Annotated in this window: 14 protein-coding genes; 11 read left to right on the top strand and 3 right to left on the bottom strand. The window is 70.5% G+C overall.

The genetic code is table 11. The annotated features are described in order from the left end of the window. Positions 1–273: 273 nt before the first annotated feature. The 5 genes from PZB75_RS11105 to mfd all read left to right on the top strand — a co-directional run bounded on the left by PZB75_RS11105 (position 274) and on the right by mfd (position 10,049). On the top strand, positions 274–1,170 hold the full coding sequence (locus PZB75_RS11105) for a cellulose-binding protein (RefSeq protein WP_275535139.1): 897 nt from the start codon (positions 274–276) through the stop codon (positions 1,168–1,170). 254 nt (positions 1,171–1,424) lie between these two features. Next, positions 1,425–2,072 carry a class I SAM-dependent methyltransferase gene (locus tag PZB75_RS11100; RefSeq protein ID WP_275535138.1) on the top strand — a complete coding sequence of 216 codons (648 nt, stop codon included), beginning with the start codon at positions 1,425–1,427 and terminating at the stop codon, positions 2,070–2,072. Positions 2,073–2,577: 505 nt separating this feature from the next. After that, positions 2,578–3,366 (top strand): ABC transporter ATP-binding protein, encoded by a 789-nt coding sequence (locus tag PZB75_RS11095; RefSeq protein ID WP_275535137.1) that lies wholly within the window; start codon positions 2,578–2,580, stop codon positions 3,364–3,366. Next, entirely contained in the window at positions 3,363–5,939 is a 2,577-nt protein-coding gene (locus PZB75_RS11090) for an FtsX-like permease family protein (protein ID WP_275535136.1), read from the top strand. Before PZB75_RS11095 ends, PZB75_RS11090 begins: the two co-directional genes overlap by 4 nt. A 531-nt stretch (positions 5,940–6,470) precedes the next feature. Further along, positions 6,471–10,049: a transcription-repair coupling factor gene (gene mfd, locus PZB75_RS11085; protein WP_275535135.1), complete on the top strand. Its 3,579-nt coding sequence runs from the start codon at positions 6,471–6,473 to the stop codon at positions 10,047–10,049. A gap of 60 nt (positions 10,050–10,109) precedes the next feature. Here the strand turns inward: mfd and PZB75_RS11080 are convergent, their stop codons facing one another. Further along, positions 10,110–10,559, bottom strand: coding sequence for an ATP-binding protein (locus tag PZB75_RS11080; protein WP_275535134.1), 450 nt, complete (start codon positions 10,557–10,559; stop codon positions 10,110–10,112). 157 nt (positions 10,560–10,716) lie between these two features. Here PZB75_RS11080 and PZB75_RS11075 point away from each other — a divergent pair, with 157 nt between their 5' ends. The 3 genes from PZB75_RS11075 (at position 10,717) to PZB75_RS11065 (ending at position 12,946) form a co-directional block, all read left to right on the top strand. Beyond that, positions 10,717–11,259, top strand: a complete 543-nt coding sequence (locus PZB75_RS11075; protein WP_275535133.1) for a UTRA domain-containing protein — start codon at positions 10,717–10,719, stop codon at positions 11,257–11,259. Then, complete coding sequence (locus PZB75_RS11070; RefSeq protein ID WP_275535132.1) at positions 11,256–12,032, top strand: GntR family transcriptional regulator; 777 nt, start codon at positions 11,256–11,258, stop codon at positions 12,030–12,032. Before PZB75_RS11075 ends, PZB75_RS11070 begins: the two co-directional genes overlap by 4 nt. A 125-nt stretch (positions 12,033–12,157) precedes the next feature. Beyond that, positions 12,158–12,946: an HNH endonuclease family protein gene (locus tag PZB75_RS11065; protein WP_275535131.1), complete on the top strand. Its 789-nt coding sequence runs from the start codon at positions 12,158–12,160 to the stop codon at positions 12,944–12,946. Positions 12,947–13,106: 160 nt separating this feature from the next. Here the strand turns inward: PZB75_RS11065 and PZB75_RS11060 are convergent, their stop codons facing one another. Together PZB75_RS11060 and PZB75_RS11055 are read right to left on the bottom strand one after the other, a co-directional pair. Then, complete coding sequence (locus tag PZB75_RS11060; protein WP_275535130.1) at positions 13,107–13,907, bottom strand: hypothetical protein; 801 nt, start codon at positions 13,905–13,907, stop codon at positions 13,107–13,109. 125 nt (positions 13,908–14,032) lie between these two features. Beyond that, positions 14,033–14,866, bottom strand: coding sequence for a DUF4190 domain-containing protein (locus PZB75_RS11055; protein ID WP_275535129.1), 834 nt, complete (start codon positions 14,864–14,866; stop codon positions 14,033–14,035). Positions 14,867–15,073: 207 nt separating this feature from the next. Between PZB75_RS11055 and PZB75_RS11050 the strand changes: the two genes are divergently transcribed. The 3 genes from PZB75_RS11050 to PZB75_RS11040 all read left to right on the top strand — a co-directional run bounded on the left by PZB75_RS11050 (position 15,074) and on the right by PZB75_RS11040 (position 19,793). After that, on the top strand, positions 15,074–17,449 hold the full coding sequence (locus tag PZB75_RS11050; protein WP_275535128.1) for an N-6 DNA methylase: 2,376 nt from the start codon (positions 15,074–15,076) through the stop codon (positions 17,447–17,449). Between the two features lie 98 nt (positions 17,450–17,547). After that, complete coding sequence (locus PZB75_RS11045) at positions 17,548–18,258, top strand: hypothetical protein (RefSeq protein WP_275535127.1); 711 nt, start codon at positions 17,548–17,550, stop codon at positions 18,256–18,258. After that, a complete protein-coding gene (locus PZB75_RS11040) occupies positions 18,255–19,793 on the top strand; it encodes a serine/threonine-protein kinase (RefSeq protein ID WP_275535126.1) in 1,539 nt (512 codons plus the stop codon). The genes PZB75_RS11045 and PZB75_RS11040 overlap by 4 nt, the downstream gene beginning before the upstream one ends. Positions 19,794–19,801 lie beyond the last annotated feature (8 nt).

The raw sequence follows: 19,801 nt of genomic DNA, 5'->3' as shown, positions 1-19,801 counted from the left end.
GGCGCCTCTGCTTTTCCGAGCGCTTCCGAGTGCTTCCCCAGTGCTTTTCCAGTGCTTCCGAGCGCCTTCCCGCGCGGGCGTGCGCAGGCGCGGGTACGGCGGCGTGGGGCGTACGGGGCACGGGTAGGGCGTGGGGTGGTGCGGGTAGGACGCGGGTGTGACACCCGTCGCTTCCGTCCGGAAAGCGTCTGATCGATTCCGACTTCTGTCACCAATTGCCGCATCCTTGACCTGTCGCTCAGTGGTCGAGGAGTTCGGAGAGAGGCTTTCAGGATGTGTGCTGCACCGGTGTCCGGGCACGGCTTCGACGGCGTACGGGGGCGTGGTTACCGTCCGGAGCAGGTCGACCGGTTCGTGGCCGGGCTGTCGGCGGAGCGCGACGAGGCGTGGGAACGGCTGACCCGGCTCACCGCACGGGCCGAGGAGCTGGAGGCCGAGTCGGCCCGGCTGGCCGAGGCCGTGGCGTCGCTCGCCCCGCAGACGTACGCCTCACTCGGTGAGCGGGCCCAGCGGATTCTGGCGCTGGCCGATGAGGAGGCCGGGGCCGCGCGCGCCGCCGCCCAGGAGGAGGCGCAGTCGTTGCGGGACGCGGCGGACGCGGACGCGCGAAGCGCGAAGGAGGCCGCCCGAGAGCACGCGAAGAAGGTGTGGTCGGCGGCCGACGCGCAGGCGGAGAAGGTGCTCGCCGAGGCGCGGGACACCGCCGACGGCCTGCTCGGCGCGGCCCTGGACGAGGCCGGGAAGGTGCGCGAAGCGGCGGCGTCGACGATGACGGAGACCCGTCACCGCACGGCGAGCGTGCTGACGCACCAGGAGCAGGAGCACGCCGAGCGGCTGAAGCAGACCGAGCGCGAACTCGCGGAAGCACTCGCGGAGTTGGAAGCGGAGCAGGCGGCGCTCACCGCGCGGGCGGAGGACCGGCTCGACGAGGCCAAGCGGGCGCTCGCGGAGGCCGAGGAAGCGGCCAGGCACCGCCAGGAGGACACCGAGGCGCAGGCCGCCGAGCTGATCGCGAAGGCCAGGGTGCGTGAGGAACGGGTGGTGCGTGAGACGGAACGCGTACTGCGTGAGCACGACGAGGGCCGCGAGGAGGCCCAGGCGCACATGACGCACGTACGCAACTCGCTGGCGGCGCTCACCGGCCGGGTGACCACGCCGGCGGACAGCTGACGAGGACACCGGCCTGCGCGGCGGTGGGTGGTGCGCTGTGCACGGGCGGGGACTCGCGCGAGTACCGGCACCCCGGCTCGACGCAGTTCGGCTGGGCGAGGCGAAGGCAGGGGCCGGGCGGGGACTCGCGCGAGTACCGGCACCCCGGCTCGACGCAGTTCGGCTGGGCGAGGGCGAGGGCGAGGGCGGGGGCGGAAGGGGGGAATCGTGATTCTCCCGGCTCGCCTCAGGGGCCAGGAACTACTGTCGCGAGCATGGTCGAACACGATGTCCTCAGCGCCACCCGCGAGGCTTACGACGCCGCTGCTCCCACCTATGCGCGGCTGTTCCGCGACTCGTTGCGTGACAGCCCCCTGGACCGCGCGATCCTGGGCGCCTTCGCCGAGGTGGTGAGCGCGAGTGGGCACGGTCGGGTCGCGGACCTGGGGTGTGGGCCCGGCCATGTCACCGCTCATCTGGACGCGTTGGGACTGGCGGCGTTCGGCGTCGACGCCTCTTCCGCGATGATCGAGTTGGCCCGGCAGGACCATCCCGGCCTGCGGTTCGACGTGGGCTCGATGGCCGCGTCGGACATCGCCGACGGCGAGCTGGACGGCGTGCTCTCACGTTGGTCCGTCATCCACACGCCGCCGCGCGAACTCCCCGCCGTCCTGGCCGAGTTCCACCGGGTGCTGGCACCCGGCGGCCACCTGCTGATCGGCTTCTCGGCAAGCGACGACCCCTCTCACCCGACGCAGGTCTTCGATCACGCCGTCGCGCCGGCCTATCGGTGGTGGCCCGATCACCTCGCCGCGATGCTGCGCGAGGCCGGGCTGGCCGAGGTGGCCCGGATGGTTCGCGAGCCCCAGCCCACCGACCGGCGGCAGTTCCGGGAGATCCAGCTGCTCGCCCGCAAGGCCTGAGAGCTGTCCTACTCGGACCGACGGCCTACCTCCGAGGCCGGGCCACGCCCCGTCTCCGTACGGGTGACCACGGTCGGTACGTCGTCCGGGGCCGGCCCGTGGAGAACAGGCCCGCGCTCCCCGTCGCCGCCCCGCCTCCCGCGCCGGTCGGGCGCCGGGGAGCGGGTCCGTGCCCCTGAGAGCGGGGCTCTTCCGGAGGCGCGAACCCTTAGGGGAAGCTCCGTACTTCCGCCCGGGGACCGTTCCTCCCGCTGGAGGACGAGGAGCCGGGGCCCCGTTCCCTAGCGTGTTCACGTACCGCTTTTCGTACCGCGCCTGCGGCTGACCGCAGGGGGAGTGGTGGGGAAAACCCCACTCGAAGACTGCGCCGGGCACCAGCGCGCCGGACCCCCCTCACGGACCAGACTCCAAGCGTGAGGAACACGCGTTCCGATCGGCAGCCGTCCACGGCGACCGGCGGTCAGCGGCACCAATCGGCAGTGGCAGACGACAGTAGGAGATGCACGTGACAACGGCTGTGACCATTCCCAGGCACGGGGGCACTGGAGGGCGTACGGCCGTCGCCGCGCGAGCGCGTCAGGTCGTCAAGGCGTACGGGTCGGGGGAGACCCGGGTCGTCGCGCTCGACCACGTCGACGTGGACATCGCCCGTGGGCAGTTCACGGCGATCATGGGCCCGTCCGGGTCCGGCAAGTCGACACTGATGCACTGCCTGGCCGGTCTCGACACCGTGACGTCGGGCGAGATCTACCTCGACGAGACCGAGATAACCCAGCTCAAGGACAAGAAGCTCACCCAGCTGCGCCGGGACCGGATCGGCTTCATCTTCCAGGCGTTCAACCTGCTGCCGACCCTGAACGCGATCGAGAACATCACGCTGCCGATGGACATCGCGGGCCGCAAGCCGGACCAGCAGTGGCTGCACCGGGTCGTCGAGACCGTCGGTCTCGCCGGGCGGCTGAAGCACCGGCCGACGCAGCTCTCCGGTGGTCAGCAGCAGCGCGTCGCCGTGGCGCGGGCGCTCGCCGCCCGGCCGGAGATCATCTTCGGTGACGAACCCACCGGGAACCTCGACTCGCGGGCCGGCGCCGAAGTGCTGGCGTTCCTGCGGAAGTCGGTCGACGAGCTGGGCCAGACCATCGTGATGGTCACCCACGACCCGATGGCCGCCTCCTACGCGGACCGGGTGCTGTACCTCGCGGACGGCAGGATCGTCGACGAGATGTACAACCCGACGGCCGATCAGGTCCTGGACCGCATGAAGGACTTCGACGCGCGGGGGCGTACGTCGTGACTGTGTTCAAGACCTCGCTACGCAACTTCCTCGCGCACAAGGGACGGATGGCGCTGTCCGCCGTCGCGGTCCTGCTGTCGGTGGCGTTCGTGTGCGGCACGCTCGTCTTCACCGACACCATGAACTCCACCTTCGACAAGCTCTTCACCCTGAGCGCCGCCGACGTCACCGTCCAGCCGAAGGCCGCCGAGAACGTCGACTCCCCGCCGGACAACGGCCTGCCCGCCTCGCTGCCCGGCGCCGCCGTCCAGCGGGTGCGCGGGACGGACGGGGTGAAGCTCGCCGAAGGCGCGGTCTCCAGCATGTCCGTGACGGTCGTCGACAGCCACGACAAGAACATGGGATCGGACTCCGGAGCGCCGACGATCGCGGGCAACTGGACGCAGAACGAACTGCGTTCGATGGAGATCACCTCCGGTCACGCGCCGAACGGACCGTCCGAGATGATGGTCGACGCCGACACCGCGAGGAAGCACCACCTGAAGCTCGGCGACGAACTGCGCACCATCGCCGTCACGGGCGACATCAGGGCGCGGATCAGTGGCATCGTCACCTTCAAGGTGACCAACCCGGGCGCCGCCATCGTCTACCTCGACACGGCCATCGCCCAGGAGAAGCTGCTCGGCCGCCCCGACGTCTTCTCGCACATCAACGTCACGGCCAACCCGGGCGTGAGTGACGAGCAGCTGAAGAAGAGCGTCGCGGCGACCCTGGGCGCCGGCGCGTACAAGGTCAAGACGCAGCAGGAGACGGCGGACGACGGAGCCGACTCCATGGGCTCGTTCCTCGACGTGATGAAGTACGCCATGCTCGGCTTCGCCGGGATCGCCTTCCTGGTCGGCATCTTCCTGATCGTCAACACCTTCTCGATGCTGGTCGCCCAGCGCACCCGGGAGATCGGCCTGATGCGGGCCATCGGCTCCAGCCGGAAGCAGGTCAACCGGTCCGTGCTGCTGGAGGCGCTGCTGCTCGGCATCGTCGGATCGATCCTCGGCGTCGCCGCCGGGGTCGGCCTCGCGGTCGGCCTGATGAAGCTCATGGGCGCCATGGGCATGGAGCTGTCCACGGACGACCTCACGGTGGCCTGGACGACCCCGGTGGTCGGTCTCGCGCTCGGCGTCGTCGTCACCGTCCTCGCCGCGTACATACCGGCCCGCCGGGCGGGGAAGATCTCGCCGATGGCCGCCCTGCGCGACGCCGGGACCCCGGCCGACGGCCGCGCCGGCCGGCTCAGGGCCGTACTGGGTCTGGTCCTGACGGGTGCCGGGACCGCCGGGCTGCTCGCCGCGACCCGGGCGGAGGAGGCGGGCGAGGGTTCGCTCTACCTCGGCCTGGGCGTGGTCCTCACACTCATCGGGTTCATCGTCATCGGTCCGCTGCTCGCCAGCGGCGTGGTCCGGGCACTCAGCGTGGTCGTGCTGCGGTTGTTCGGCCCGGTCGGACGGCTGGCCGAGCGCAACGCCCTGCGCAATCCGCGCCGCACCGGGGCGACCGGCGCGGCCCTGATGATCGGGCTCGCCCTCGTCGCCTGCCTCTCCGTCGTCGGCTCCTCGATGGTCGCGTCGGCCACCGACGAGCTGGACAAGTCGGTCGGCGCGGACTTCATCGTCCAGTCCTCCACCGGCCAGCCGATCGTGCCGCAGGCGTCGGACGCCATGAAGAAGGTGCCCGGCATCGAGCACTTCACCGACTACAAGTCCGTCAGCGCCGTGCTCACCGCCCCCGACGGCACATCGCTGGACGAGAGCGTCGTCGCCGCCGACCCCACGTACAAGGACGACCTGCGCCGCAAGACGGTCGCGGGCGATCTGGCCGACGCGTACGGCGAGGACGCCATGTCGGTCGGCGACGGCTACGCGACCGAGCACCACATCACGGTCGGCGACCGGATCACGGTGGCGTTCAAGGAAGGCACGACGGCGAAGCTGAAGGTCGCCGCGATCACCTCGGACGAGGCCGTGGTCGACAAGGGCGCGATGTACACCAGCATCACGACCGCCGAGAAGTACGTCGCCGCCGACAGGATGCCGCCGAACGTGATCATGTTCGCCAAGGCGCGGGACGGCAAGGAGAAGGAGACCTACGCCGCCCTGAAGGACGCGCTCGCCGCGTACCCGCAGTACTCGGTGAAGAACCAGGCCGACTTCAAGGAGGAGCTGAAGGACCAGATCGGTCAGCTGCTCAACATCGTCTACGGCCTGCTCGCCCTCGCGATCATCGTCGCGGTCCTCGGTGTGGTGAACACCCTGGCCCTGTCGGTGGTGGAGCGGACCCGCGAGATCGGCCTGATGCGCGCCATCGGCCTCTCCCGCCGCCAGCTGCGCCGTATGATCCGCCTGGAGTCGGTGGTCATCGCCCTCTTCGGCGCACTGCTCGGCCTCGGCCTGGGCATGGGCTGGGGCACGACGGCCCAGAAGCTGCTGGCCCTGGAAGGGCTCGGCGTCCTGGAGATCCCGTGGCCGACGATCATCACCGTCTTCGTCGCCTCGGCCTTCGTCGGCCTGTTCGCCGCCCTGGTCCCGGCGTTCCGGGCGGGCCGGATGAACGTGCTGAACGCCATCGCCTCGGAGTGAGACCCGGTCGGCGGGGCCGCTGAGGCCCGGCGCGACCGCCATCCGGCCCCGGGACGTCCGAGAGGACACCCGGGGCCGGTGGCGTTTCGGGCTCGCGGGCCGACGGGCGCGCGGGCGGCGGGCTCGCGGGACTCGCGGGAATCCGGGCTTCGGCTTTCGGGGCTTCCGGGACACCGGGGATGCGCGGACCGGGGAGGCGGGAGCTGGTCGGAATGCGGTGGTGTGCAGTAGTTACGCAGTGGTACCAGGTGGTGCGTAGTGGTGCGAGGTGGTACGCGATCCCGCGCGGCGGGTGGTACGTGGTGGCGGGGCGACGCCGCGTACCGGATGCCGCGAACGCGGTGGCACGCGGGTGGTACGCGGTCGGCGGCGCCCCCGTCCGTGCGGCTCGGCGCGGATCGGGGCGCGACTGTCGTACCGGAGCCGTACGCTGGAAACCCCGGCCCGTGAGACGTGTCGGGCCCTTCGCGTTGGTCCTGGCGGCAGCCGGCTGTCAGACCCCACCCTCGTTACCCGGACGGAAACACCTTCATGAGTCTGCACGGTCTGCTGGACGCCGTCGTACGTGACCCGGCACTCACCGAAGCGGTGGAGGCCGCAGCGGGCGGCCACCGCATGCACGTCGACCTGGTCGGCCCGCCCGCCGCCCGCCCCTTCGCCGTCGCCGCCCTCGCCCGCCCCGGCGGGCCGGGGGACACCGACCCGGCGGGCACGGGGGCCGGTGCCGGGCGGACCGTGCTGGCCGTCACCGCCACCGGCCGGGAGGCCGAGGACCTGGCCGCCGCGCTGCGCACCCTGCTGCCGCCGGACACCGTCGCCGAGTACCCCTCCTGGGAGACCCTGCCGCACGAGCGGCTGTCACCCCGCTCGGACACCGTGGGCCGCCGCCTCGCCGTGCTGCGCCGCCTCGCGCACCCGAGGGCCGACGATCCGGAGACCGGCCCGGTCAGTGTGGTCGTCGCGCCCGTCCGTTCCGTACTCCAGCCGCAGGTCAAGGGGCTCGGCGACCTGGAGCCGGTGGCGCTGCGCACCGGGCAGACCGCCGACCTCGGCGAGACCGTCGAGGCACTGGCGGCGGCCGCCTACTCGCGGGTCGAACTGGTCGAGAAGCGCGGCGAGTTCGCCGTACGCGGCGGCATCCTGGACGTCTTCCCGCCGACCGAGGAGCATCCGCTCCGGGTGGAGTTCTGGGGCGACGACGTCGAGGAGATCCGCTACTTCAAGATCGCCGACCAGCGTTCCCTGGAGGTCGCCGACCACGGACTGTGGGCCCCGCCCTGCCGTGAGCTGCTGCTCACGGACCAGGTGCGCGAACGGGCCGCCGCCCTCGCCGAACGCCACCCCGAGCTGGGCGATCTGCTCGGCCGGATCGCCGAGGGCATCGCCGTCGAGGGCATGGAGTCCCTGGCCCCGGTCCTCGTCGACGACATGGAACTGCTGCTGGACGTGCTGCCGGACGACTCGATGGTGCTGGTGTGCGACCCGGAGCGGGTCCGCACGAGAGCGGCCGACCTGGTCGCCACCAGCCACGAGTTCCTTCAGGCGTCCTGGGCGGCGACGGCCGGTGGCAGCGACGCCCCGGCCCCCATCGACGTCGGCGCGGCGTCCCTGTGGGGCATCGCGGACGTCCGTGACCGGGCCCGTGAGCTGAACATGATGTGGTGGACGGTGTCGCCGTTCGCCGCCGACGACGAGCTGGACGACGACACGCTGAAGCTGGGGATGCGCGCCCCGGAGACGTACCGGGGCGACACCGCCCGCGCCCTCGCCGACACCAAGGGCTGGATCGCGGACGGCTGGCGCACGGTGTACGTCACCGAGGGGCAGGGGCCCGCCGCCCGTACCGTCGAGGTGCTGGGCGGCGAGGGCATCGCGGCCCGCCTCGACCCGGACCTCGCGGAGATCTCGCCGTCCCTCGTCCATGTGTCGTGCGGCGCGATCGACCACGGTTTCGTCGACCCGGGACTGCGGCTCGCCGTCCTCACCGAGACGGACCTGACCGGGCAGCGCACCGCCACCAAGGAACTCGGCCGGATGCCCACGCGCCGGCGCAAGACCATCGACCCGCTCACCCTGGAGACCGGCGACTACATCGTCCACGAGCAGCACGGCGTCGGCCGCTACATCGAGATGGTGCAGCGCACGGTCCAGGGCGCCACCCGTGAGTACCTGCTCGTCGAGTACGCCCCCGCCAAGCGCGGCCAGCCCGGCGACCGCCTCTACATCCCCACCGACCAGCTGGAACAGGTCACCAAGTACGTCGGAGGCGAGGCCCCGACCCTGCACCGGCTCGGCGGCGCCGACTGGACCAAGACCAAGGCGCGCGCCAAGAAGGCGGTCAAGGAGATCGCCGCGGACCTCATCAAGCTGTACTCCGCGCGGATGGCCGCTCCCGGCCATGTCTTCGGCCCCGACACGCCCTGGCAGCGGGAGCTGGAGGACGCCTTCCCGTTCACGGAGACGCCCGACCAGCTGACCACCATCGCCGAGGTCAAGGAGGACATGGAGAAGTCCGTCCCGATGGACCGGCTGATCTGCGGCGACGTCGGCTACGGCAAGACGGAGATCGCGGTCCGCGCCGCGTTCAAGGCGGTCCAGGACGGTAAGCAGGTCGCCGTCCTCGTGCCGACCACCCTGCTGGTCCAGCAGCACTTCGGTACGTTCACCGAGCGGTACTCCCAATTCCCGGTGAATGTACGGGCGTTGAGCCGCTTCCAGTCCGACTCCGAGTCGAAGGCGACCCTGGAGGGGCTGCGCGACGGGACGGTGGACCTGGTCATCGGCACCCACCGGCTGTTCTCGTCCGAGACCAGGTTCAAGGACCTGGGCCTGGTCATCGTCGACGAGGAACAGCGGTTCGGCGTCGAACACAAGGAGCAGCTGAAGAAGCTCCGGGCCAATGTGGACGTCCTCACCATGTCCGCGACCCCCATCCCCCGTACGCTCGAAATGGCCGTCACCGGCATCCGCGAGATGTCGACGATCACCACGCCCCCCGAGGAGCGGCACCCCGTCCTCACCTTCGTCGGCCCGTACGAGGAGAAGCAGATCGGCGCGGCCGTCCGGCGTGAACTGCTGCGCGAGGGCCAGGTGTTCTACATCCACAACCGGGTCGAGTCCATCGACCGGGCGGCGGCCCGCCTCCGCGAGATCGTCCCCGAGGCGCGCATCGCGACGGCCCACGGCCAGATGTCGGAGGCGTCCCTCGAACAGGTCGTCGTCGACTTCTGGGAGAAGAAGTTCGACGTGCTGGTCTCCACGACGATCGTCGAGTCCGGCATCGACATCTCGAACGCCAACACGCTGATCGTGGAGCGCGGCGACAACTTCGGCCTCTCCCAGCTCCACCAGCTGCGCGGCCGTGTCGGCCGGGGCCGGGACCGGGGGTACGCGTACTTCCTGTACCCGCCGGAGAAGCCGCTCACCGAGACCGCGCACGAGCGGCTGGCGACGATCGCCCAGCACACCGAGATGGGCGCGGGCATGTACGTCGCGATGAAGGACCTGGAGATCCGCGGCGCCGGAAACCTCCTCGGCGGCGAACAGTCCGGCCACATCGCGGGCGTCGGCTTCGACCTCTACGTCCGCATGGTCGGCGAGGCCGTCGCCGACTACCGCGCCGCGCTGGACGGCGGGACGGAGGAGGAACCGCCGCTGGAGGTCAAGATCGAGCTGCCGGTCGACGCGCACGTCCCGCACGACTACGCCCCGGGCGAGCGGCTGCGCCTCCAGGCGTACCGCTCCATCGCTTCCGCCAACTCGGAGGAGGACATCAAGGCGATCCGCGAGGAGCTGACCGACCGCTACGGCAAGCTCCCGGAACCGGTCGAGAACCTGCTCATGGTGGCGGGCCTGCGGATGCTGGCCCGTGCCTGCGGTGTCGGTGAGATCGTCCTCCAGGGCCCCAACGTCCGCTTCGGGCCCGTGGAGTTGCGGGAGTCGCAGGAGCTGCGCCTGAAGCGCCTGTACCCCCGTACGGTGATCAAGTCCCCGGCGCACCAACTGCTGGTCCCCCGCCCGACCACGGGCAAGGTGGGCGGAAAGCCGGTGGTGGGCCGCGAACTGCTGGCGTGGACGGGGGAGTTCCTGACGACGATCCTGGGGTCGTAGGCGGGGTTGCGCACGGAAGCAGGGTCGGCCGTCGACGGCCGACCCTGCTTCCGCTACGGATCAGATGACAGGCGTGGCCACCCGCTCATGGCCCTGAGGGCTCCGGAGGAATGCCCCCGAAGCGGTCTGTGCGACTCTGAGGTCCAACCACACGGTCTTGCCGACGACGTGCTCGGTGACTCCGAACTCGTCTGCCAGTTCATTCACCAAAAACAGTCCACGTCCCGAGCATGCCTGCCGGTCGGGTGACCCGACCACGGGGCGGCCGGGCCCGCTGTCACGGACTTCGAGTCTGACTCGGTCCGCTGTTGCGTTGAGGTGCACGGAGAACTCGCGACCCGGCGGTACCCCATGGATCAACGCGTTGGTAGCGAGTTCTGAGACGCACAGTTCTATGTCGTCGATCAGATCGTTGAACCCCCACTCGGCAAGCGTACTGACGACGAATTCCCTTGATGCCCCGACGGAGGTCCGTCGTCGGGGGAAGCGCCGTTGCTGTGACAGAGACACGGAGGGGCACCCGCCTTGCTCTCGGTTCCTTGAGATGCGAGAACCATATTGCTATTCACGAAAAGCGGCAAGGTAAGTAGTGTCTGTGTCATGCGAACGCGTCATCTAACGTGGGAACGGCAAGGTCGGACGGGCGTTGGCTGTAGAGGAGCAGGCCGTGAGCGGCAGAGAAAGGATCAGCACCTCGGTGTCATATCTGGCACCACGCGTTGAAGGGCGGGGCGATGCCTGGGCCGCTGAGGCTGCGGCTGAGGGGCGTCGGGGAAGCCAGCGCATCGTTCGGGCCGGTGAAGTGGCGGCCCCGGACACGGTGGCGGAGCTGTTGGGCGTTCCCCCCGGGCGGCGGGTCGTCGCGCGCCGCAGGGTCATGTATCTCGACGGTGAGCCCTGCGAGTTGACGGACACGTACTATCCGCTCGAAATCGCTCGCGGCACTGCGCTGTCCGGTACCACCAGGATCAAGGGCGGTGCGGTGAGGTTGCTTGCTGAGCTTGGTCATGTAGGTGTCCGTGCCGGCGAAGACATCGATGCCCGGATGCCGACCGAAAGCGAACGGGAGGTCCTGGAGCTGGCAGTGACCGATCCCGTACTTCAACTGACTCGCCTCACGGTGGACAGGGATGACCGGCCGATTCAGGTCGACGTCATGGTCATGGTGCCGAGGCGTCAGGGGCTGCACTACGAGATCCGGATCGGATGACTGTGCCCACAATCGAACCCGACGGCCCCGACGGACGTTCTCTGCACGAGCGGATCGCCGCCGATCTACGCGAAGAGATCATGAACGGCGATCTCGCGCCCGGCTCCAGGGTGCCGTCCACATCACAGCTCAAGGCGCGGTTCGACGCTTCGAATGCGACGGTGCAAAAGGCGCTGCAACTTCTCAAGGGCGAGCGTCTGGTCATCGGCCGGGCGGGAGCGGCTGTCCTGGTGCGAGAGCATCGGCAGCAGACCGTGAGGCCGGCTTCCTCCATGGCGCCTGCTGCCGACGGCGAGCCCTATCGCTGGTTGAGCGAGGTGGCGAAGAACGGTACTCGGGCACACAGCACACTTCTTGAAGTCGCTGAGGTCGAGCCACCTGCTGATGTGTCCGCAGCCCTGGATCTGCCCGAAGCCGGTACGGCGCTTCTCCGCCGTCAGATCCTCATGATCGGCGATGAGCCACTGGAACTGGTCGCCTCCTACTATCCGTGGGAAATCGTTCGCGGTACGTCGATGACGGAACGTCGCAAAATCCCGGGCGGAACACCTACCTTGCTCACAGGGCTGGGATATCCACCAAAACTCAGCGTGGACCGCGTCTCCGCACGGGTTCCGACTCAGGAGCAGTATCGTGCGCTTCGGCTGCCGGGTGATTTGCCCGTGCTGAGAACCCTGCGTGTGGTCTACAGCGACGACGAACGGCCCATTGAGGTCACCGTCATGGTCAAGGCCGGTCACCTGTACGAGTTGCAGTACGAGTTCGCGCCGTAGCGGACGCCTTCCGACGGCCGCTGGACGATGGTCGGGTAGGTCTGGAACGGGTGTTGAGCGGGCAGATGTTCGTGGGATCGTAGGATCTTCCCGGTTCGGCTTTCTCCCCGTCAGGACGGCCTCGCGTGATATCTGCCCGTACGTACCGGAAGGCCCTGCCCGCGCTCGGGCTGGCCGTCGTGCTCTCCCTCACCGTCGGATGCGATCCGGACGACAGCCTCGGTGGCGCCTCCCCGAGTGCCGGCGGGGGCGCCGTGTCCGGCGGGCGGAGCGCCCAGGGGTTCGGGGCGAGCCCGTTGGACAATCCGGACGGGACCAAGCCGGGGCTCGCGCCGCTCACCAGCGACGCGGACAAGTCCGCCGCCCGGAAGATCATCGAGAAGGTCGCCACGAAGGGGCGGGGGCCGAAGACCGGGTACGAGCGGGACAAGTTCGGCTACGCCTGGAAGGACTCGGTCGACGGCATCCCGCTCTCCCGCAACGGCTGCGACACCCGCAACGACCTGCTGGCCCGGGACGGCAAGGAGGTCAAGCACAAGGCGGGCTCCAACTGCGTGGTCGTCTCGATGACCCTCAAGGACCCGTACACCGGCGCCACCATCCGCTGGAGCAAGCAGCAGGCCACCAAGGTGCAGATAGACCACGTCATGCCGCTGTCCTACGACTGGCAGATGGGCGCCGCGCGGTGGAACGACGCCAAGCGCCAGCAGATCGCCAACGACCCGTTGAACCTCATCCCGGTCGACGGCCCGGCCAACAACGCCAAACGGGACGCGGGACCGGCCACCTGGCTGCCGCCGTACACGCCGGTCCGGTGTTCGTACGCGCTGCGGTTCGCGCAGGTGTCGCTCAAGTACGAGCTGCCCGTCACGACCGCCGACAAGAAGGCCATGCTGTCGCTCTGCGGTGGGTGACGGCTGTCGCGTCCTGAGCACGCGGCCGTGTGCCCGGACCCGAAGGTGCGTGCCGGAACACAGGTGCGTGCCGGAACACAGGTGTGCGCCGGAAGGGCCACCCCCCTCCGGAGGCCCTTCCGGCGCACACGTTCATGACCGCGCCCCGGGGCGCGGAGGGTCAGCCGGTCGGATTGCCGAGGTCGACGATGTCCTTGGCGGCGGGCTTCTTCGCCACCACGGGCTTGTCGAAGTCGGAGAGCTTCATGGTCATCGGCTCCTTGCCGCCCGTCGTCCGAAGCATGAGTAGGTACGGCTTGCCCTCGGTGGCGATCGCAGCCGTGTAGGTCTCCGCCCCCTCCTTGTCGATGAGCTTCAGGGCCGACTTCCCGTCGACGGTCGTCTCACCGGCCTTGCGGGTGGACCCGCCGATACCGGTCTTGAATTCCCCGAGCATCGACTTGAGATCACAGAAGCCCAGCATGTCCTTGCTGTCCGGGTCGTCGGGCTTCGACTCGATCCACTTCCCCGCGAGTGTCTTGACCACCAGGTCGGCTTCCTTCTTCGACTGGTCCTTCGACTGACTCCGCAGCAGCGCCTCGTCGAAACTCAGGTAGACCCTGCTGCCGACCTTGACGAGTTCGGAGGAGCCCTCGCCCACCATGGACATGGTGCCGGTGCAGTCGCCGTCGACGCTGGTGAAGAAGTCCGCCTTGATCTGTCCGTCCGTCGTCTTCACGTCGACGACGAGACGCATCGTCTTCGCGGCCTTCGTGGCCTTGACGGACTTGTCGGCGACCCGTGTACCCGACATGTCCGCGAACGGGGCGGGCTTGGGTTCGGCGGACTTCGGCTTTTCGGAGGCCGCTGCCTCGGGCTTCGACTTCGTGGAGTCCGTGCTCGTGGACGAGCCGCAGGCCGTGAGGGTGAGTGCGGAGACGGCGCAGAGGGCGGCGGTCGCGGCACGGGTGAGGGAACGCATGGAAGGACTCCGGGAGAGGGGATGGGAGAAGAAGGAAGAAGAAGCAGGTGAGAAAGGAGCGGGGAGGCGACTTCGTGGGGCGGTCGGGGAGGAGGAGTGGAGGACCGGTGGGCCGTGAGCTCGGGTCAGAGCTTCAGCTCCCACTGATGCGCCTCGTAGTCGAACCCGGGACTGACCTCGACGGTCAGGTTCTTCGCCGCGCTGGGGGTGTCGAACGCGTATCGTACGGTGACCTTCTTGCCGGGCAGAACGCTGCCGCTGAAGCCCTCGCCGACCGTGTCGTCGAAGATCTGCTCGGCCGTCACCCCGTCCTGACCCGCGCGGGCGTCCACGGTGGCGAGGGTGGCGTCGAACTTCTTCTTCCCGGCGTTCTCGATCACGACGTCGACCTTGTACGCCTTGTTCCCCTCGGTGTGGCCGGCGGCGTACTCGGAGGGGGAGTAGGCGGACGGCTCGCTCACGGTGACCTTGAGGTCATCGTCGTAGATGGCCGTATCGCCGCCTCCCAGCGCCTTGATCTCCGCGCCCTTGTCGCTCTCGTCGTCGGCCTTGGCGGCGTCGCCCTTGTCGCCCGCGGCGGGCGAGGCGGACGCAGTGGTGCGCGTGGTGGCCTTGTCGATCTCGTCCACCGCGTCGCCCACGGCCTTGAACGTGATCACCGCACCGACCACCGACAGGATCAGCGAGAGCACTCCCAACACCACGCCGAAGGTCGCCACACCCTTGTTGGTGGCCTCCCCGCGCTTGGCCCGACCCAGGCCCGACAGGCCCAGGACCAGGGCGATGAGCCCCAGGATTCCGGCCAGCCAGAAGAGGAAGGGGATCACTCCGGAGACGGCACCGAAGATGCCCAGCAGAAGCGCCGTGATCCCGAGCCCGTTGCGGGCGGGCCGCTGTCCCGGTGCGTGGGCGGGACCGTACGGCGACTGGGGCTGCGGCGGCTGTGTGTACTGGGACATGGCTGTGCCCTCCGACGGAAAGATGGAAGCGCTTGAGCGGATTCACGAACCGCCTGACGTAGCGGCAGGTCAATAACAACAGAAGCTGTGAACCGAGTCAACATCACATTGATTGATCGAGCTGGATCACGCTGTGAACCGGGACCTTACGTTCCGGTCGGTATGCTCGCCGCCATAAGCCGCGCGGATGGGACAGGGAGACAGCCAGTGCCGGAGAACTCGACAGAGGTGACCGCGGCCGGAATCGCGCGACTCGCCGGAGTGGGACGTGCGGCCGTCAGCAACTGGCGCCGCAGGCACGCCGACTTCCCCAAACCGGTCGGAGGCACCGAGACCAGCCCCTCCTTCGCCCTGCCCGATGTCGAACAGTGGCTGCGTGACCAGGGGAAACTTGCTGTGGTCCCCCTCCGTGAGCGGGTCTGGCAGCAGCTCGCCGGTCATCCCTCGGGGCCGGCCACCGCACTGGTCCACGTTGGCTGCGCGCTCCTTTTCGTGCGGGACAGGCCCACCGCCTGGCTGGAGCTCAGCGCGGTCTCGGACGAACAGATGGCGCGGGTGCTGCCCCGCGCCCTGGAAGACGTCCTCACCGCACGCCTCGGTCCCGACACCGGGACCGCCCGGACCGTTCACACGGGAGAAGTCGGCCCCGGTGTTCACAGCCCCTCGCGGCTGGTGCCGTCCGTACACGGCGGCGTCGGAGCCGCACCGCCCGTTCACCCGGCCACCGGCCCCGGGCGGGCCGTTCACACCCCTGGTACGGGTGAACTGCTCGCCTCTGTCCCCCTGCTGCGCGGGGCCGCCGAACTGGCCGCCGAGTCCGGCGCCCGGCAGACCTTCGAGTTCCTGCTGAGCCGCCAGCTCGACGCGAACCCGCGCCAGTACACACTCACCCCACCAGGACTCGCGGACCTGATGGCCGAGTTGGCCGAGCAGCGGGGGGCGGCCGTGGCGAACGGACCGGCGAGCGCGGCGGGCGCGGAGCCCGGGAAGCAGCCGCCCCGGACCGTTCTCGACCCCGCCGCGGGCACCGGCGCCCTGCTGCGGGCCGTCAGTCGGCCGTCCGCCCTGTACGGGCAGGAGAGCGACCCCGACCTCGCCGCGCTCGCCGCCCTCCGTCTCGCCCTGCACACCGACGCGGACGGCTGCGCGCTCGGTGTGCGGACCGGCGACACCCTGCGTGCCGACGCGTTCCCGCAGCTCACGGTCGACGCGGTGCTGTGTCACCCGCCGTTCAACGAGCGCAACTGGGGCCACGACGAACTGGCCTACGACCCGCGCTGGGAGTACGGCTTCCCCGCCCGTACCGAGTCCGAACTCGCCTGGGTGCAGCACGCCCTGGCCCGGCTGAGCGAGGGAGGCACGGCCGTCCTGCTGATGCCGCCGGCCGTCGCGTCCCGCCGTTCCGGCCGCCGTATCCGCGCCGATCTGCTGCGCCGGGGCGCACTCCGGGCGGTCATCGCGCTCCCGGCGGGCGCCGCACCCCCGTACGGCATTCCGCTGCACCTCTGGGTGCTGCGCAAGCCGGGGACCGGACAGCGCCTCTCGCCCGAACTCCTCCTCGTCGACGCGGCGGAGTGCGGTGAGGCGTCCCCCGCCACGCCGTCGGGCGGTCGCGACCGGCTCGACTGGCAGGCCGTGCGCACCGCCGTGCTCGACGCCTGGCAGACCTTCGACCGGGCGGACCACGGCAGCCTGAAGGACGAGCGCCCGGACGGCCCCGCCCGCCCCGACGACCTCACCCGCCCCGGCGACTCCGGGCACGGCGACTCCGGGCACGGCGAGCGCCCCGGGGCCGCCGCTCCGGCGCGGCCGTGCGCCGCCCGCGCCGTACCCGTCATCGAACTCCTCGACGACGACGTCGACCTGGCCCCCGCCCGCCATCTGCCGTCCCCGGAGGCCGCCGGGGGACCGGCCGAACTCATCGGCGTACGGGACCGGCTGGCCGAGACCCTGCGGCTGTCCGCCCGTCTCACCCCGCCCCCCGTCGACCTCGCCGAATCCGCCGCCCACTGGCCCCTCACCACGGTCGGCGAACTCGCCCGTTCCGGCGCCCTGCGACTACGGTCCGGCGGCGCGGGCAGCGGCGCGGGCCCCGTCCTCACCGAACACGACGTTCTCGGCGGTACGGCCCCGAGCGGCACCCTGCCCCCCGCCCCCGCCTCCACCGAGGGCCCCGGCGACGAGGCGGTCCTCCTCGAACCCGGCGATGTCGTCTTCCCGGTGCTCGGCGGCGGCACGGCGACCCGGGTGATCGACGACGCCATCGCGGGGGCCGCACTGGGCCGCAACCTCCAGCTGCTGCGGCCGGACCCCGCCGTCCTGGACCCGTGGTTCCTCGCCGGATTCCTGCGGGGCACCGCCAACAAGCGGCAGGCCAGCAGCTACGCCTCCAGCGCGACCCGGCTCGACGCCCGCCGCCTCCAGCTGCCCCGGCTGCCGCTGCCCGAACAGCGGAGGTACGGGGCGCAGTTCCGCGCCCTCGCCGCCTTCGAGGACGCCCTCCGCGCGGCGGGGCGGCTCGGCGGGCAACTGGTCCAGGGCATGTACGACGGGCTGACGGACGGCACGGTCGCCCCGAAGTGACCTGAACCACAACGGTTCCGTATATCCGGGGACCATCTGTCGGCGCCGATGTATACGCTCAGTGCACACGTTCGACATACGCCTCCCAGGAGCAGCACATGCACGGCTACGGCTACCCGCCGCAGCAGCCATTGCGACGTCGTCCGACCAACGCGACGCTCATCTGGCTGCGGGTGCTCTTCGTGACGCTGGCTGTCATGAGCTGCAGCTTGTTCAGTTGGGCGGCGATGCTGAGGCTCGCGATCGTCACCCGTAGAGGGCGGGACTGGGGCGCGTTCGCCGCCGTGCTGGCGCTCAACGTGGGGCTGGTCGCGTTCATCGGCGCCGCACCCGAGGACGCGGAAGGGCAGATCAGTGACCGGGACGGGGTGATCCTCTGCATTTGGATGCTCACCGTGCTGGGCGTGGTCATCGGGTATTACCTGCACCAGGAGATAGACCACTACGGCCCCGGCCCCGGGCGCCCGATGGGCCCGCTGATGAACGGGCAGCCGGGACTGCCCGGCCCCTACGGCTCGTTCGCGCAGCCGCCGTACACCGGACATACCGCACCGGGAATCCCGTACGACGGCATGGGCCAGGCCCGGCACACACCCGGCTACGGCTACCCGCCGACCGCCGCGCAGGCCACCCCGTTCCCGAACACCGCTCCTTCCGTACCCACTCCGGCCCCAGACCGTCCCACCCCGCTCGCCCCCTCCGAGCCGGTCCGCCCCACCCCCCTCGCCCCGCCCCAGCGGATCGACCAGGTCCGGGCCGAGCTGGACGAGCTGAGCGACTACCTCCGCAAGGACGGCGACAGCCGGTGAGCGGACGCATCGTCGCCGGGCGGTACGAACTGGCCACCATCCTCGGCCAGGGCGGCATGGGCCAGGTCTGGACGGCGTACGACCAGCGCCTCGACCGCCGTGTCGCCGTGAAGCTGCTCCGCCCCGACCGGGTCGCGGGCACCGACGACGCCGAGGAACTGCGCCGCAGGTTCGTCCGCGAATGCCGGGTCACCGCGCAGGTCGACCACCCGGGGCTGGTCACCGTCCACGACGCGGGCAGCGACGACGACGACCTCTTCCTGGTCATGCAGTACGTCGAGGGCGCCGACCTCGCCGACCATCTCGCCGAGCACGACCCGTACCCCTGGCAGTGGGCCGTCGCGGTCGCCGCCCAGCTCTGCGCGGTGCTCTGCGCCGTGCACGCGGTGCCGATCGTGCACCGCGACCTCAAGCCCCGCAACGTGATGGTCCGCCCCGACGGCACGATCACCGTCCTCGACCTGGGCGTCGCCTCCGTCCTGGACAGCGACACCACCCGCCTCACCCACACCGGCTCACCCATCGGCTCCCCGGCGTACATGGCACCCGAGCAGGCGATGGGCGGCGCCGTCGGCCCGTACACCGATCTGTACGCCCTCGGGGTGCTGCTCCACGAACTCCTCAGCGGGGACGTGCCGTTCGCCGGTTCCACCGCCCTCGGTGTCCTCCACCGCCACCTCTACGAACCGCCGCTCCCGGTCCGTCAGCTCAGGTCCGAGATCCCCGATCCGCTCGAAGCGCTGGTGCTGCGCCTGCTCGCCAAGGACCCGCAGCACCGCCCCGCCTCCGCGCAGGAGGTGTACGAAGCGCTCGTCCCACTGCTGCCCGCGCGCGGCGCCCCCGGCGGGCCGCTCGACCCGACCCGGCCCTTCCTGCGTCCGCACGCCCCCTGGCCGGACCGGGCCGCCACCCCGGCGTCGGTGCCCGGCCCCGTACCCGTCCCGCAGGCCGTCGGCACCCCGCCGCGCCCGGACGTGGCCCGCGCTGTCGACGACGTGAAGAGACTCCTCGGCGAGGGCCGCATCACCCAGGCCATCGACATCCTCGGCGCCATCCTCCCGGCCGCCGCCGCCGAACACGGCGAGCGCTCCCCGGTCGTGCGCATCCTGCGCAAGCAGTACGCGGCGACACTGATGGACGACGGGCAGTACCGCCGAGCGCTGCCCGAACTGCGCCGCCTCACCGACGACCGGACGGCGGAGGCGGGCCCGTCCGACGGCCAGACGCTCCAGTTCCGGTACGACGCGGCGCAGTGCCTGGAGCAGTTGGGCGAGGCGGCGGCCGCGCTCACGGAGTACCGCTCGGTGCTCCCGTACTACGAGAACCAGTACGTGACCGGACCCGACCCGGCCCGCGCCTTCGACATCCGTCACCGCATCGGCCACCTGCTGATCGCGGTCGGCGACCACGTCGCCGGTATGCGGCAGTTGGAGGTCCTGTGCCACGACGCGGAGCGGGCGTACGGTCCGCACCACCCGCTCCCGGTGGAGCTGCGGCGGCAGTTGGGCCGCCAGCAGGAGGTCCGGGGCGGCTGACCGTTCGC

This window comes from Streptomyces sp. AM 4-1-1 (assembly GCF_029167625.1).
In the GTDB taxonomy this organism is placed as follows: Bacteria; Actinomycetota; Actinomycetes; order Streptomycetales; family Streptomycetaceae; genus Streptomyces.
This window is presented reverse-complemented; position numbering and strand designations above follow the sequence as displayed.